Annotated in this window: 13 protein-coding genes and 2 tRNA genes; 2 read left to right on the top strand and 13 right to left on the bottom strand. The window is 49.7% G+C overall.

The annotated features are described in order from the left end of the window. Positions 1-15 precede the first annotated feature (15 nt). The 9 genes from EDD73_RS09925 to EDD73_RS09885 all read right to left on the bottom strand — a co-directional run bounded on the left by EDD73_RS09925 (position 16) and on the right by EDD73_RS09885 (position 9,971). The gene (locus EDD73_RS09925) at positions 16-1,269 is read right to left on the bottom strand and encodes a competence/damage-inducible protein A (RefSeq protein ID WP_207668860.1); all 1,254 of its coding nucleotides are present in this window, start codon (positions 1,267-1,269) and stop codon (positions 16-18) included. 149 nt (positions 1,270-1,418) lie between these two features. After that, positions 1,419-2,912, bottom strand: coding sequence for an AAA family ATPase (locus tag EDD73_RS09920; RefSeq protein WP_131919637.1), 1,494 nt, complete (start codon positions 2,910-2,912; stop codon positions 1,419-1,421). Then, the gene (locus EDD73_RS09915) at positions 2,909-3,433 is read right to left on the bottom strand and encodes a hypothetical protein (protein WP_131919636.1); all 525 of its coding nucleotides are present in this window, start codon (positions 3,431-3,433) and stop codon (positions 2,909-2,911) included. The genes EDD73_RS09920 and EDD73_RS09915 overlap by 4 nt, the downstream gene beginning before the upstream one ends. Before the next feature lie 115 nt (positions 3,434-3,548). Further along, a complete protein-coding gene (gene pgsA, locus EDD73_RS09910; protein WP_131919635.1) occupies positions 3,549-4,100 on the bottom strand; it encodes a CDP-diacylglycerol--glycerol-3-phosphate 3-phosphatidyltransferase in 552 nt (183 codons plus the stop codon). Further along, complete coding sequence (gene rimO, locus EDD73_RS09905; RefSeq protein WP_243116881.1) at positions 4,084-5,424, bottom strand: 30S ribosomal protein S12 methylthiotransferase RimO; 1,341 nt, start codon at positions 5,422-5,424, stop codon at positions 4,084-4,086. Before rimO ends, pgsA begins: the two co-directional genes overlap by 17 nt. A gap of 84 nt (positions 5,425-5,508) precedes the next feature. Then, positions 5,509-7,362: a YgiQ family radical SAM protein gene (locus EDD73_RS09900; protein WP_243116882.1), complete on the bottom strand. Its 1,854-nt coding sequence runs from the start codon at positions 7,360-7,362 to the stop codon at positions 5,509-5,511. 116 nt (positions 7,363-7,478) lie between these two features. Beyond that, complete coding sequence (locus EDD73_RS09895) at positions 7,479-8,654, bottom strand: acetoin utilization protein AcuC (protein WP_131919632.1); 1,176 nt, start codon at positions 8,652-8,654, stop codon at positions 7,479-7,481. Further along, entirely contained in the window at positions 8,651-9,301 is a 651-nt protein-coding gene (locus EDD73_RS09890) for a CBS and ACT domain-containing protein (protein WP_131919631.1), read from the bottom strand. Before EDD73_RS09890 ends, EDD73_RS09895 begins: the two co-directional genes overlap by 4 nt. Before the next feature lie 28 nt (positions 9,302-9,329). After that, entirely contained in the window at positions 9,330-9,971 is a 642-nt protein-coding gene (locus EDD73_RS09885) for a GNAT family N-acetyltransferase (protein ID WP_131919630.1), read from the bottom strand. A gap of 164 nt (positions 9,972-10,135) precedes the next feature. Here EDD73_RS09885 and EDD73_RS09880 point away from each other — a divergent pair, with 164 nt between their 5' ends. After that, on the top strand, positions 10,136-10,822 hold the full coding sequence (locus EDD73_RS09880) for a hypothetical protein (RefSeq protein ID WP_131919629.1): 687 nt from the start codon (positions 10,136-10,138) through the stop codon (positions 10,820-10,822). An 11-nt stretch (positions 10,823-10,833) separates the two neighbouring features. Here EDD73_RS09880 and EDD73_RS09875 read toward each other — a convergent pair whose 3' ends face one another. Continuing rightward, entirely contained in the window at positions 10,834-12,018 is a 1,185-nt protein-coding gene (locus tag EDD73_RS09875) for a PP2C family protein-serine/threonine phosphatase (protein ID WP_131919628.1), read from the bottom strand. A 62-nt stretch (positions 12,019-12,080) separates the two neighbouring features. On the opposite strand from EDD73_RS09875, the gene EDD73_RS09870 reads away from it, so the two are divergent. Continuing rightward, positions 12,081-13,658 (top strand): S-layer homology domain-containing protein, encoded by a 1,578-nt coding sequence (locus EDD73_RS09870; RefSeq protein WP_165876445.1) that lies wholly within the window; start codon positions 12,081-12,083, stop codon positions 13,656-13,658. 167 nt (positions 13,659-13,825) lie between these two features. On the opposite strand, the gene EDD73_RS09865 is transcribed toward EDD73_RS09870, so the two are convergent. The 3 genes from EDD73_RS09865 to EDD73_RS09855 form a co-directional block, all read right to left on the bottom strand. Continuing rightward, positions 13,826-14,731, bottom strand: a complete 906-nt coding sequence (locus EDD73_RS09865; RefSeq protein WP_165876444.1) for a polysaccharide deacetylase family protein — start codon at positions 14,729-14,731, stop codon at positions 13,826-13,828. Positions 14,732-14,793: 62 nt separating this feature from the next. Then, a tRNA-Met gene (locus EDD73_RS09860) sits at positions 14,794-14,869 on the bottom strand. A gap of 4 nt (positions 14,870-14,873) precedes the next feature. After that, a tRNA-Asn gene (locus EDD73_RS09855) sits at positions 14,874-14,948 on the bottom strand. Between the last annotated feature and the right edge of the window lie 271 nt (positions 14,949-15,219).

The following is a 15,219-nucleotide window of genomic DNA, read 5'->3' as shown; positions in this document are numbered from 1 at the left end:
TACTTACAGCTCTCCTTATGTTTCATTCGCCATCAGTTGTCCCCGCAGTAGATCCAATGCAGCTGCCGCTGTCTTCAACTTGATCGTCCGCCGATCGCCAAAGGTTTGTATCTTTTTCACGATTTCTTCTTGGCCGTTGCGCACAGCAATGTATACGAGGCCTACCGGTTTGTCCGCTGTTCCTCCTCCTGGACCGGCAATGCCTGTTACCGCCACGGCGGCGTCGGCACCGGCCAAGGCTTGCACGCCTCGTACCATCGCCAGCGCTGTTTCCGCGCTCACGGCCCCTACTTGTTCCAGTGTTGTCGCCGGAACCTGGAGCACTTCTTGTTTTGCACGATTGGCATAGGAAGTGACGCCGAGTAATAGGTAATCGGAAGATCCCGGAATATTCGTCATCTGATCGGCGATCAATCCGCCTGTGCAAGATTCCGCAATCGCCAGTGTTTTGCTTTGCTGCCGTAGCAGCGTACCTACCACACTGGCCAGTGTCGCATCATCAGCACCATAGACGTAGGGATGAAGACGTTGACGAACTTCTTGCTCTAAACGATGGATGCACCCTTTGGCTGCTTCTTGGGAATGCCCCCGTGCCGTAAAGCGCACATGAACCTCAGCATCTTTGGCCAACAACGCAATCGTTGGATTCGATTGATGCTCCAACAAATCGCGCAAGCGATCTTCGATGACCGACTCGCCCGGTCCTACCACCTTCAGTACACGCGAAAAAAGCACAGTCGGCTCCGTCCCCACCTTGCGGGCCAAGTAGGGAATGACGGTGGTCTCGACCATGGGCTGCATCTCAAAAGGTGGTCCTGGAAGCAAAATAATCGTTTTGTTGCCTTTTTCGACAATGATTCCCGGGGCGGTTCCGATAGCATTAGGTACCTTTTGCGCTCCTGCGGGTAGTAGCGCTTGCTTCTTATTATTTTCCGGCATTTTTTTGCCTCGGCGAGCAAAAAACGCTTCAATGCGTGCCAGTTCTTCTGCATCCATTTGCAGCTCCAGTTTCCAGAGATCCGCGACGACTTCCTTCGTTAAATCGTCCATCGTCGGGCCAAGTCCCCCGGTCGTAATCACCATATCGGCTCGTTCCAGCGCATGGGTGATCACAGAACGAATGCGTTCTGCATTGTCCCCGACCGTTGTCTGATAATAACAAGCGATCCCTAACGCGGCAAGTTGTTCTGCCAGGTACTGGGCATTCGTATTCAGCGACTGCCCTAACAACAGTTCCGTACCTGTAGACACTATTTCGGCGCTTATCATCATAACACCCACTTTGTACAATTTCAACGAAAGTGCTCAAAAAAGAGAGGATCCTTTTCAGATCCTCCCTTTATTGTAGAGCGCTTTAGCCCAAATATGCAAGTGATAGCGTAGATTTTACCAAATCACAACGATCGTCCTGCTCGAAGCTAGGCACACTGTTCCATCAATGCTCGGAAGTCTTGTCCCGAAAGGCTTTCTCGTTCGCGCAAATGGCGCGCTGTTTTCTCTAACTGAGCCCGGACCGCTGCTAACCGCTCCCGGATCAGGGCCGTTTCCGCAGCCAGGATCTTTTGGATTTCCTGAAAGCGCACCGTCTCCGGTAACTCGGCCGTATCAATAGGGCCCAGATGAGAAAGGCCGGACAACAATAAGCGCCGGGCCAGATCCGAAGCAACACGCAAATCCTGCTGTGCCCCAGTCGATCCTTGACCCAGAATGAGTTCTTCGGCAATCAAACCAGCCAGAGCGACACGAATGCCACCAAGCAGATCATTGCGCGTATCGAGAATGCGCTCCTCCGTAGGAACTTGCCGCAAATAGCCAAGGGCACGCCCCCGCGGCGAAATCGTCAAGCGCACGACGGAGCCTTTTTGCTCCCATTCACTGACCATGGCATGGGCCGTTTCATGGACAGCGACGCGCCACAGTTCTTCGTCCAGCGCCCGGCGATCACGACTGGCACCGAGCAATACTTTTTCAATGGATTCCTTCATGCGTTCTAAGTTAATCGTTTGCTCTTGAGCGCGTAAGGTTAATATGGCTGCTTCATTGGCCACGCTTTCTAATTGAGCCCCAGAAAAACCAATGGTCTCTTGCGCCAATACATCTAAATCGACGTCATCAGCCATCGGTTTATTCCGAGTGTGAATCGCCAGAATATGCTTGCGGCCTTCCCGATCGGGAAGATCCACTTGAATCTGCCGATCAAAACGACCCGGACGAAGCAATGCCGGGTCAAGCAAATCGGGCCGGTTGGTAGCACCGATGACCAATAACCGCACTGGGTGATCATCTTTTAAGCCGTCCATTTCCACAAGTAAGGCATTGAGCGTTTGTTCATATTCCATGTGGCCGCGATTGCCACCACGCTGGGCACCAAGCACATCCATCTCATCAATAAAAACAATCGCGCCCGTTTTGTTTTCTTTTTTGGCTTGATCACGGGCCTTCTTAAACAAGCTGCGCACACGACTGGCACCAACACCGGCATAGACTTCGATAAAATCACTGCCGGCACAACTGAGAAAAACACTGTCGGTATAGGTAGCGGCCGCTTTGGCCAGCAAGGTCTTGCCGGTCCCTGGCAAACCGCAAAGCAAAATTCCTTTTAAGGCGCGGATGCCCAGCTCACGGGCTGCCTGGCTTTGCACCATAAAATCAAGGGCTTCCTTCAATTCCTGCTTAGCCACTTCCTGCCCGCCGATTTCATCAAAAGTAAAGTTAGAATCATTCGCCCGTTCTCCAGGGCTGCTGCTACCAAAACCTTGCTTCTCCACCAAAAAATAAATCAGCGCCCCCGAGGAAAGTAAAAACAAGACGGGCATCAGGGACAGCCATTTCCAGGCAAGAAATAACGCCAGCGCGACCACAGCGCCTACGGCGATTTCTTTGCCATAATGTGAACGATCAGCTCGATTCATCGTGTTTCACCTCGTTTTTCACGGGGGATCACTTGGTACAAGCAATCATCACCATGGACTAATTGTACATAAACAAAATCACGATCCATCGCTACTTTGCCGGTTACACCGCTATAGCCCTGAATCAGTTGATCGCTCGATTCTTTCATCACTGTATAGTTGCCAGTTTCAATCCCTTGGTAAATCAGAAACTGCAGTTGATCCCACAGGGATTGCAACAGGGGATCATCGGTCGGCGGCCAGCTAATCTGCACATTCGGGCCAAAACGTTCTTGGCTGGCTTGATAAATCACCGGATAACTTGCGCCCAGATCTTCGATCGGTGGGCCTTGCAATTCGATGCGGGTATGATCACTTTCTTTGTGTACTTGAATCGCCGCTTCCGGCAATACGGAGGCAATGGCTTGCGCATAAGGCGCTTCCACCCAATACCGATCATAAACAACTTGTCCTGCTCCAAGTCCACCTAACGCTACCACTGTAAAAAGCAGTACAGGCAACCAGCGAATGCCTCCGAACAAGGTCAACGCTCCTTTCCAGTATCCCGATTCGTTCATCATATCAACGTTGATTATACTTATTCTTGGATGCAATTTCATTATGTAAGCAATGGAAAAGAAAAAACCGCTGGATATATTACATATCCATGCGGTTTTGGAGAATCGGTTTGGCTTTAATGAAATAATCAATACCGGACCAAAGTGTGAAAATCACCGTGAGATAAAGGATGAATTGTGAAATACGCACCGGTATGACAATCGACAGCGCTTCATCGATCAGGATCACCACAACGGTGATGATCTGAAAGACTGTTTTTAATTTTCCCAGCTTGCTGGCCGAAACGGTATGGCCTTCCGTCGCCAAAATGGATCGCAAGCCCGTAACGGCAAACTCGCGACCGACGATCGTCACGGCGATCCAAGCCGGAATATCACCGAGTTCGACCAAGGAAATCAAGGCGGCCGAGATTAACAGCTTGTCAGCCAGGGGATCCAAAAAGGTACCAAAGCGGGTGATCTGCTTGCGCGACCTTGCAATATATCCGTCGAGCCCATCGGTACTTGCCGCTAAAATAAAAACGGCAGCCGCTAAATACTGGCGGTAGGGAATACCGGGGATCAGTAAAATCACCATGAACAAGGGAACAAACAACACACGGGTCAGAGTAATTTTATTCGCCAGGTTCATGTAACGCTTCTCCCATCAGATCATAGTGGTGTGCGGCGGTAATCCGTACCGGAACGACTTGACCCGGTTGCCAACCTTGACCTGTAAATTCAATATAACCATCTACTTCCGGTGCCTCACGGTGACTGCGCCCGCGATAACGCCCGGGCTCCACTTCTTCATCGACAAGCACAGCTAAGATTTTGCCCATCTGCTCACGCTGGATTGCCAGCGAAATGTCTTGCTGATGAGCCATAGCTCGATCAAAGCGCTCTTGCTTGATGGCTTCCGGGATTTGATCATCACGCTGTCCCGCCGGTGTCGCTTCCTCTTGGGAATATGTAAACACACCGACCCGTTCAAAGCGCATTTCTGTCAAGAAATCGAGCATGGACTGAAATTGTGTGTCTGTTTCCCCGGGATAACCAACGATCAACGATGTACGCAAGGCAATACCAGGCATGGCCGCCCGCAAGTCCGCTACCAGTTGGCGGATCTTGGCCTGCGTAGTCCGGCGGTTCATCGCCGTTAAAATCTGATCATCTACATGCTGTAACGGCAGATCCACATAACGGCAAATGTTACCATGACGGGCCATCACTTCAATCATGGCCGGTGTAAAATGCGCCGGATGACAATACATCAAGCGAATCCACGCAGGAGCAACGGCCGGTGCCAAGGCATCAAGCAATGCCGGTAAGCGAAATTCACCGGTTTTATCCAAACCATAGCGGGTTGTATCTTGTGCAATCAAAAGCAGTTCCTGAACACCTTGCTCGACCAGCGCCTTCGCTTCGGCAATCACCGATGCTTCATCGCGGGAGCGAAAGGAGCCGCGCAGCGCAGGAATCATGCAGTAGCTGCAATGATTGTCGCAGCCATCGGCCACCTTGATATAAGCATAATGGCGCGGTGTGGTTAAGACTCGTGCCATTGTATGATCATAAAGAAACTGCGGTGACGCCAAATGGGGCACAGCGAGCTTCTCCCCCAACGCTTTGTTGACAATCGCAACGATCTGCCCTACATCATCGGGGCCAAAATACCCGTCCACCTCAGGCAGGGCTGGTGCCAGTTCATCGACATAACCTTGCGCCAAACAACCACCGACAAGTAACAATTGGCAACACCCTTCTTGCTTATACCGCGCCATGTCCAAAATCGTTTCAATGGACTCTTCTTTGGCCGGTAAGATAAAGCCACAGGTATTCACAATCAGCACGGTTGCATCGTCAGGACGCTCCACAATGTGATAGCCGGCCCCTTGCAACTGGCCCAGTATGACTTCTGCATCTACACGATTTTTTGCGCAGCCTAAGCTGGCGAGATGTATCGATACGGTCAAAATCGTTCCGCCCTTTCCCCGGTTGCCACTGCCTTTGGTAGTGATCCTCATAATTTATCAGTATAACGGGTTCAGGAAGAACTGTCAAAAACGACGTTTGCCGCCTTTGTTTTTATCGCTGCGCCGACGCTCGCGAGACGGTGCCGCGCTTTGGTGATTTTTCGGCGTTTTCTTTGCACCGCTACCGCGTCCAACAGCTGCCAGCGCAGCATAAACGAGCGAACGATTGACCGGTAAATGCGGTTGTAACAAGGCCCGCTGCATGGCCTTCTCACGGGTGGTACGAGGAACCGTCAAGGGTTCCATGGTACGCGGATCGAAGCCGGTATAGTACATACAAGTGGACAAACTGCCTGGCGTCGGAATAAAATCCTGCACTTGTTCCGGACGATGGTGCCACGTCTGCAAGGTATCGAACATTTCCATCGCTTCCGGCAAGCCACAACCGGGATGACTGGACATGAGATAAGGCACCAAGTATTGTTTTTTGCCCAGGGCTTCGTTAGCAGCCATATACTCTTTCTGAAAAGCATCATAGACCTTTAACGAAGGCTTACCCATCATGCGCAACACTTTCGGTGACGCATGCTCCGGCGCAACTTTCAGTTGACCGCTCACATGATGCTCACAGATCTCCCGTAAAAACTGACGCCGCCGCTCGGGCTTATCAGCCATGAGATAATCATAGCGAAGGCCGGAACGGATAAATACTTTTTTGACGCCTTTGAGGGCGCGCAAGCGACGAAGGAGACGCAAGTAACCGGCATGGTCAACGACCAGTTGGCGGCAGGGCTCCGGAAATAAACATTGCTGATCACGGCAAGCTCCATGTTTAGCTTGCTTGGCACAGGCCGGTTGGCGAAAGTTCGCTGTGGGACCGCCCACGTCGTGAATGTACCCTTTAAAGCCCGGTTGCTTGATCAATTGTTCCGCTTCCTGCACCAGCGAGTCATCACTGCGCGCTTGAATAATGCGGCCTTGATGAAAGGTTAACGCACAAAAGGAGCATCCGCCAAAACAACCGCGTTGGGCTGTTAAGCTAAATTCCACTTCTGCCAGTGCCGGTACGCCCCGGTCAGTATAGGAAGGATGAGGCTGCCGGGCAAAGGGCAGTCCATAGACGCGATCGAGTTCTTCCGTCGACAGCGGCAGAGCCGGACGGTTTTGGACCAGGAAGACGCCGTCATGTTCCTGAATCAAGCGTTTTCCGGCAAAAGGATTTTGTTCTTTTTCTTGCGCCATGTAGGCCTGGGCATAGGCCCGCTTATCGCTGCTCACTTGCTCAAAGGGAGGAATTTCCAAAGCAGCTTCCGGCGGCAAGGTGCTCCGGTCGGTCGTAAGAAAACATACCCCAGCGATCGTTTGTCCCAAGGGATAAGGAAAAGTCTCACCGCTGCGCCGACGCTTCAGTTCATCGGCGATGTGCCCAATCGTCGCTTCGCCCATGCCAAAGATCAGTAAGTCTGCTTTGGCATCAACGAGAATCGAGCGCCGTACCCGGTCGTCCCAATAATCATAATGAGCAAAACGACGTAAGCTGGCCTCAATCCCGCCGATGATGATCGGTGGCTCTTTATAAGCTTGACGGCAGCGCTGGGCGTAGACAATCGTGGCCCGGTCCGGTCGCTTCCCTGCTTCTCCGCCGGCCGTATAGGCATCTTCCGAGCGCCGCTTTTTGGCGGCTGTGTAATGGTTGACCATGGAGTCTAAGTTCCCGGCGGTCACCAGCCAGCCTAAGCGCGGCCGTCCCAAGCGCTTGAAGTCCTGCGCATCTTGCCAGCGCGGTTGACTGATGATGCCCACCCGATAGCCTTGCGCTTCTAAGGTTCGTCCGATTAGAGCAGCATTGAAACTGGGGTGATCCACATAAGCATCGCCCGTAACTAAGATAAAATCACAAGCATCCCATTCCAGTGCTGCCATCTCTGCTTTCGACATCGGTAAAAAAGTTGCTGCCAATAGAACACACCCTCTCATTACCTAGCATACCCCTTACAGGCCAAAACCTCAACAAGACAAAAAAAGTCGGCTTCCTGAGCCGACTGAAAAAATCATTATTCATTCGTATGGCGTTCTGCAACTAATTTTTGAGCGTCACGCATCACCCGTTGCAACGTCGTCCGGTTTTTATCGGTGATAATGGCACGGCGCGGCATCGGTGCAAAATCATCTTCGCCATCGAGGATATTCGGCGGAAGATCAACCGGGCTCTGCGATTGCCACTTCTGCATCCAGGCCTCGGGAATCGGGCCATAGTCGTTAATTTCATTCATTTCCGCCCAGACGATCGGCCATGCCCGGGAAACCACACGCCAGTGATCATAACCACCGCCGCCAATGGCCAACCAACGCCCTTTACAGTACTTGTGCGCCCATTGATGGGCCAGGCGAGGAATCTGCACATAAGAACGCGTCGTCAAACATAAGTGGGTCAAGGGATCGAGATGATGAGCGTCAACACCGTTTTGTGTAATCAAGAAATCCGGTTGAAAAGCTTCCAGCAACGCTCCTACGGATTGCTCATAGAGCTCCAGAAACGAATCATCTTCCGTGTACGCTTCCAAGGGAAGGTTGACACTGAAACCGTAGCCGTCAAAACGACCGCGCTCTTCCACGTTGCCCGTACCGGGGAACAGGTAGCGACCCGTCTCATGAATGGAGATCGTCAACACCGAAGGATCATCGTAAAAAATGGACTGTACGCCATCGCCATGATGGGCATCGGTGTCTATGTATGCGACGCGTAACCCATGCTGCCGCTGCAGGTAAGCAATCGCTACTGCAGCATCATTGTAGATACAAAAACCGGATGCACGATGGCGGTGCGCATGGTGAAGGCCGCCGGCGATTTGAAAAACATGATCGGTCTGGCCTTCCATGATCATTTTTGCCCCTTGCAGTGTAGCCCCGACCACCAAGCGAGCGGCGTCATCCATACCGGGAAAGACGGGCGTATCATCCGTTCCCAGCCCATACATCCGCAACGTCAAAGGATTGACTTCGGTCGTGCTGGCCGCATGAACAGCATCAACAAAACCGGTCGGATGAACGGTCAGCAAGTCCTCCCGTGTGCACGGTTCCGGCGGTACGATTTGATCATCTTTCAGCCAGTTGCAATAGCGAATCATATCCATGGCCAACTCGATGCGCAACGGGTGAAAGGGATGATCAGGGGCGAATTCATAGGACTTGAAGGCATCCGAGTAGATAAGCCGTGGACGCTTGATCATTTTACTCCCCCTTGATTCAGGAAACAAACGGGGAACAACAAAGTATAGCCCGCTTGACCGATTCGATCGATAATGGCCCGAGGATCCCAAGTGGCTACACGTAACACAATGATGCGATATCCTTCGCGCTTACCGGGCGTAATGTAAAGACTGATGATATTGGTATTTTGCTCTTTGACAATCGTTGCAACTTCCAGAAGTGCCCCCGGTTGATCGGGCACTTCAATTTCAATATAGGAGCCTGGTTGTGAAACGCCCATCACATCAACCATTGCATGAAGCAAATCAGACGTCGTCACCATGCCCACCAAGTGATCTTCTTGTACCACCGGCAGACAACCGATCCGGTGATCGTAAATCATACGAGCCGCATCTTCCATCGCATCAAGCGGATGGACGGTGATTAAATTGGTGTGCATGATTTCTTTGACCTTGGTACTGCGCAGCAGCAACGTATCACCGTCGACCAACGTTGACGGGCTAACGTCACGCAGATCACGGTCCGATACAATCCCCAGCAGTTTGCCGTCTTCGACAATGGGAACGTGACGGACGCGCTTCTCATTCGATAGCATTAGTGTATCCCAGATAGAAGCTTCCGGGCCCACATAATGGATATTACGCTCCATGATTTCCTCAACGAGCATCAAATCTCACTCTCACTTTCTCAATTTCTTAGAACATCATATGGTCCAGGAACAACGATTCTTCAAACAAAATTACTGTATCGGTCGGTACGCGGGAACCTACACGCGCCATGAGCATATTGGCCGGGTGCGCCAATATATCCTGTTCATCCGTACCGACTCGTCGTAACCCAATGGATTTAAAAACATTTTCCAGCATTTTTTGATACTGCCAAATAGAGAGCCCAGAGTCCTTAAGATCCCAATGCCAATAGTACTCCGTAGCGATCACGATGTAATCGTCAACCGATCCATCGCCATAACCCACTTGCAGTAAGGCTCTGCCAATTCCATATTTGCGCCAATCTTTACTTGTTTCGATAGCGCCCATTTCCAAAACACTGGGGACCTTACTGGGATGCCAGCGTTCGAATTCTTCCGGTGGATGAAACGTAATGTAGCCAACAATGCACTGATTACATACGGCTAAGCAGATCTGCCCTTCCGGCAAATCGGCAATCTCCGCCAATGCCTGCTGCTGTTCTACGGGACGACGAAACGCTGATAATCCTTCGGAAATGGAATACTGCATAATTTCAGCAGGGGAGACGGGACCAAAAACGTGAACCGTTCCTTGATCCGTCTCAATCGTTTTAGGGGTACGTGGAATTTTAACCATTTGACTGGCCATGAATACACCCGCCCTTACTTCGGAATCATCAGAATCTTTCGCCACTATGATCGGTCTTTCCTTCTTTGGCTCCTTTGGAAAAGAAAAGAAATAGTAAAAAGCAGGAGATACCTTGTCGAATCACGAAATGTATTGAAATATGCTGGAGGTGAATCAAACTGTCTGTGCAACAGTCCCGTGCCAAAAAAGTCGTACGTCGACGACGACGAAAGATCGCCAATCCCTTTCGATTATTCTTGTTTTTTCTGCTTTCTTTGCTTTGTGTTGTGCTGATCGTTCTCGGAATCTTTTTGCTTTATCTTTACTTGCAACCCACAACATACTGGCAAATCCATGCGAATGCCTATTATCAAGGACTGGTACAGGTTGTACTTTATTTGAGCGCTATGCTCATTTCCTTGTTACTGTGGCAGTTTTTTTTCGAAAAAGTTGCGAAGCGTCCGCCGCTGAATTCTCAAGGGTATTGGAAAATTAAAACGTTCTTCATTGTGATGGCCATCGCCATGATCTTTGAAATCACCATGATCGCCATCCACGGGTATAACACCTACTATGCTTATCTGGATGCCGGTCACCCCACCTACGGTGAAGGCCGCTTTGTCGGTCGCGAAGAAGATGACTTACGCTTGGAAATGGACGGACGCGTAGTCAGCCTACGCATCCCGCCACAAATGGAACTTCCTACGCTGCACTGGCAAGATCGTCTTGCCTTTGATTACGGCGCAAAGACACAAACACTCGGGCGCCTGGAATTAATTCCCCCGGAACTGCCGCCGGCACTGGCGGTACCTAGCTTCTCCCCAACACGCTCTGCACCGCCCGGCCCTTCCGGTCTACCATCGATCCCTTAAGCGGCAAACCTTTATTTTAGATACTCGACAACCATCAAACAGATATCATCGGGCTGCGCCGCTCCTCCGGCAAAATCATGGATTCGCCGCATGATTTCATCAGACAAACTGTGAGCATCGAGCTGGCGCAGTTCCCAAACGATGTCCATAAACTTGTTCATTCCCAAGATGCGCCGTTGTTTATTCATCACATCGTAGATGCCATCGGTATAGAGGACAAGCTTGTCACCTGGCTCCATTTGAACCACTTTTTGCTCGTAGTTACTGTAATCAAATAAGCCCAGAGGAAATCCATCGGTATCTAACCGTTCCACTGTCCGCCCATCACCACGAATCAAGATCGGCGTCGGATGTCCGGCATTACCATACTTCACTTCGCCCGTGGCTTGATTGATTAAGACACTAAAGGCCGTAACAAAAGTACCGGTCAATTCGCCTTCTACCATCGTGCTGAACTGTTCATTGATCTGCTTAAGCACAGCGCCAGGTTCCTGAACCTTTTGTGCTACTGCACGCATAATCGTGCTGATGACCATGGTTAACATCGCTGCGGACACACCATGTCCGGAGACATCAGAAAGAAAAAGTCCGACTTCTTGATCCGATACGTTGAGGAAGTCATAAAAATCGCCGCCGATTTCAATCGTTGGGCGATATACAACTGAAAAGGTCAATTTGCTTAACGCCGGATATTTTGCCGGCAACAGATGCTGTTGTACATGACGCGCCATTTTTAACTCTTCCGTTAAAATAGCATTTTTTGCTTCTATCTCTTGGTAGCTTCGTTCCAACTGCCGGTATAATTTGCGAATGCGCAACAAGGAACGCACCCGTGTTAACAGTTCGACCCGGTTGAAGGGTTTGCTGATGAAGTCATCAGCACCGGCCTCGATCCCTTTGATACGATCTTCCACTTCATGCAATGCCGTAACGAGCACAACCGGAATCAATTGGGTATGCGGATCATCCTTGAGTGCTGCACAAACTTCAAAACCGTTCATTCCCGGCATCATGACATCCAAGAGTATCAAGTCGGGCAAGGACCGACGAATTATTTCAAGTGCTTCTTCGCCATTGCTAGCCGTTAAGATTTGGTAGCCCGCACGCGAAAGTTGTAGCTTCATTAATTCCACATTCGTTACAACATCATCAACAACCAGGATCACTGCTTCAGAAGCCCAATTTTGTTCTAACAACGTGTCATCCCCCCTAATCCATTGCCTCTATTATAACACGACTTGAAAAGGAGATAACTATGATGCGAACACGATACTGGCAGATTTTTCTCATATGTCTCGCATTACTAACAACTTCCGTCTTTCCTTATGGTTGTGCTGACGCTGCAATCAATCAACTTGCGGCTCAAAATACAACAAAGAAAGCATACGTCTATCTTTTTGGCGGTAGTAACGATACTTATAAAAAACAATTAACACAAACCAAAGGCAATATTGATGGAGTTTTTGTTCCATGGCTTGATATTGACGCTCAAGGTGTCTTAAAGACAACAACGGATCCCGCTTTTCTTACCTGGCTTCATCAAGAAGGATATAAAGTTTATCCCTATCTTACCAATCACTTTAATCGTACCTCCGGTGACAAAGTGCTTCAACCGGATCAACGCTCGCAACTGGTTGATCAGATTGTTGACTTTGTTCGGGCTACCGGTTGTGATGGCGTCAATATCGATCTGGAAAACTTCAGCCCTGCAGAAAAAAATAACTTTATCTTATTTCTCAATGACCTTAACCAAAAGTTGAACCGGATGAACAAAGAGTTATCCGTCGCTGTGATTGCCTCTACTTCACTGACGCCGCATCCAGCAAGCTTGGCGGCTGCCTATGACTACGAAAAAATTGGTACGATCGTCGATCGTGTGATCATCATGAGTTATGATCAACATTGGAATGGTTCAGAACCGGGCCCCGTCGCCGGCAAACCTTGGGTTGAAAAAGTAGTTCAAACCATCGCCCAACAGATACCCCATGAAAAACTCATTCTAGGTATCCCCTTTTACGGCCGCTATTGGGGTAATGGCAAAAAAGGAGACGGTCTACTTTATCCTCAAGCCATCAAGCTGGCCCAAACGCATCAAGCACCTCTCATCTGGGATGCTACAGAAAGTTCCTGGCAAATCAAGTATGTAGATGAGCAAGGTCCCCATGAGATCTGGATTGATGATCGAGCGTCGCTAATGAGTAAAATGCGTTTTATCCATACTTATAATCTTGGTGGCGTCGCCGCTTGGCGTCTTGGCCAGGAAGATCCCCTGGTCTGGCAAGGATTCCAACCATGGTTGCAGCAGTTGGACTATCTGGATACAGTCGGTCATTGGGCCTCAGGGGCAATTCGTGAACTCGTCCTCAAGGATATCATGAGCGGACGCACCGATGGACGCTTCTATCCCGATCAAGCGGTAACCCGTGCAGAAGCGGCGAAAATACTTACCGGTTTATTAAAACTGCCGGCAGGCAAGGCACTGCCCTTTCGTGATCTGTCGCAAGATCACTGGGCCTATGACAGCATCAGTCGTGCTTATGGCGCTCGCTTGCTTACAGGATACCCGGATAACACCGTTCATCCCGATCAACCCATCACCCGCGGTGAAGTAGCACTTTTGTTATGCAAAGCTTATCAATTACCGCTACTGCCAAAACAATCGTCTTCTTTCTCAGATGTGACCGATGATCATTTTGCCGCTCAGTCCATTGCCACCATTGCTGCCCGCCATTGGGTTAATGGCTATCCCAACGGGACCTTTGGTCCGCAAAAGCCGGTAACACGAGCAGAAATGGCGCAGATTATCAATCAAGCCCGGGCTGCGATGGCACAATAATTGATATTCTCCTTATTTTTCGCGTTACTTTCGTGACTATTGCTTCTCCTTTAGTATGCCTGGAATAAAAAAATTCATGCAAAAAGCCGGATCGTTGTCGATCCGGCTTTTGTGTTTGCTCTTTACTTATTGGCAGATAACCATTCGTTTGTAGTTCATTCACCGACTTATCGATCGATAGCTACAATGGGTTGGTAAAGATGATCGAGGGTCTTGAACTGATATCCTTCTTGCTTTAATTCCGTAATCACTGATCGCAACGCTTCAGGAAGCGTTGTTTTGCCGGGGCCATCGTGAAATAAGATGACAGCTACATGTTTGCTTTTTGTTTGTTCAACTACATTCTCACGAATCTTCTCAGCAGGCATCAGAGCCGCCATCGTATCTTTGGAATCAACGTTCCAGTCATGCAAAATAAATCCCATCGATCGTAATTCACTGGCCAATGTTTTAGATAGGTTGCCAACAGTACCACCAGGAGCTCGCAACAGTGTGGGCCGGTAACCAATGATCGTCTGTAACGTTGCTTCAGCATGACTGATATCATCAATAAAAGCTTGGGGACTGGAATAAATCAACCGATATTTATGCGAGTAGGTATGATTGCCGATGCGATGACCATCAGCCACAGCGCGCCGTATATAATCAGGATAATTTTGTGCCAATGAAGCGATAACAAAAAAAGTTGCCGGTACTTGCTGTTCACGTAAAATATCCAGGACATAAGGTGTAATATCACTGGGTCCGTCGTCAAAGGTCAAGTAGGCAACTTTTTGTACTTGCTTATTTTTGTCCGCTTCCGCGAACTTTTTTTCTTGCACCTGGTTATTATTACCAGTTTCACCCGGTTCTAGATCAGGTCCGAGTACGATTGCTGAATCCGTGGAGGGATCCGGTTGATCTGGGATTTCAATCGGCTTGATCGGCAAAGTCAATGACGGGTTCGTTGTTAATTTACTTTGCACCAGTTCCGGTGGAGAAAGAAGCACAATATCGACTATTAAAAAAGCAATAAAAGCAATCAGGAACACAATGCTAAAAAAACCGGCAGTTCGACCGATTGTCCGCTTCAACGTGCTCAACTCCCTGATCAATATAAAAAGCAGGTTCCGGTGAACCTGCTTTGCTAGACTTTTGGTTGCGGGGACAGGACTCGAACCTGTGACCTTCGGGTTATGAGCCCGACGAGCTACCAACTGCTCCACCCCGCGATAATGGCTCCTCGAGTAGGATTCGAACCTACAACCTATCGGTTAACAGCCGATTGCTCTACCGTTGAGCTATCGAGGAACAATATACACTTTTATATGCATTTTCTTTGCGATTTATGCAGGTAGGTATAATGCGACAAATACTGCTTTGTTAGAATGGTGTGTTACTCCCTGAAAACTACACAGTGATTTTAGTGATTGATGAATATCCTGCGGACGAAAGGAAGTTCGCGGTTGTGGCCGTCCGGGCCACCGCGAACGACCTCACGTCCTGTGAGGTCAAGACCTCGACTGATTCGTACCCGTCCACTAAACACCTCGCGGTGCGTACATGCCGGGCCGATCGACCA

Source organism: Heliophilum fasciatum (assembly GCF_004341395.1).
GTDB classification, from domain to species: Bacteria; Bacillota; Desulfitobacteriia; order Heliobacteriales; family Heliobacteriaceae; genus Heliophilum; species Heliophilum fasciatum.
This window is presented reverse-complemented; position numbering and strand designations above follow the sequence as displayed.

Coding starts and splice junctions, on each gene's coding strand:
- EDD73_RS09925 (WP_207668860.1), bottom strand. CDS start 1,269: ATGATAAGCGCCGAAATAGTGTCTACAGGTACGGAACTGTTGTTAGGG.
- EDD73_RS09885 (WP_131919630.1), bottom strand. CDS start 9,971: ATGGCCAGTCAAATGGTTAAAATTCCACGTACCCCTAAAACGATTGAG.
- pgsA (WP_131919635.1), bottom strand. CDS start 4,100: ATGAACCTGGCGAATAAAATTACTCTGACCCGTGTGTTGTTTGTTCCC.
- EDD73_RS09870 (WP_165876445.1), top strand. CDS start 12,081: ATGCGAACACGATACTGGCAGATTTTTCTCATATGTCTCGCATTACTA.
- EDD73_RS09890 (WP_131919631.1), bottom strand. CDS start 9,301: ATGCTCGTTGAGGAAATCATGGAGCGTAATATCCATTATGTGGGCCCG.
- EDD73_RS09900 (WP_243116882.1), bottom strand. CDS start 7,362: ATGTCGAAAGCAGAGATGGCAGCACTGGAATGGGATGCTTGTGATTTT.
- EDD73_RS09895 (WP_131919632.1), bottom strand. CDS start 8,654: ATGATCAAGCGTCCACGGCTTATCTACTCGGATGCCTTCAAGTCCTAT.
- EDD73_RS09920 (WP_131919637.1), bottom strand. CDS start 2,912: ATGAATCGAGCTGATCGTTCACATTATGGCAAAGAAATCGCCGTAGGC.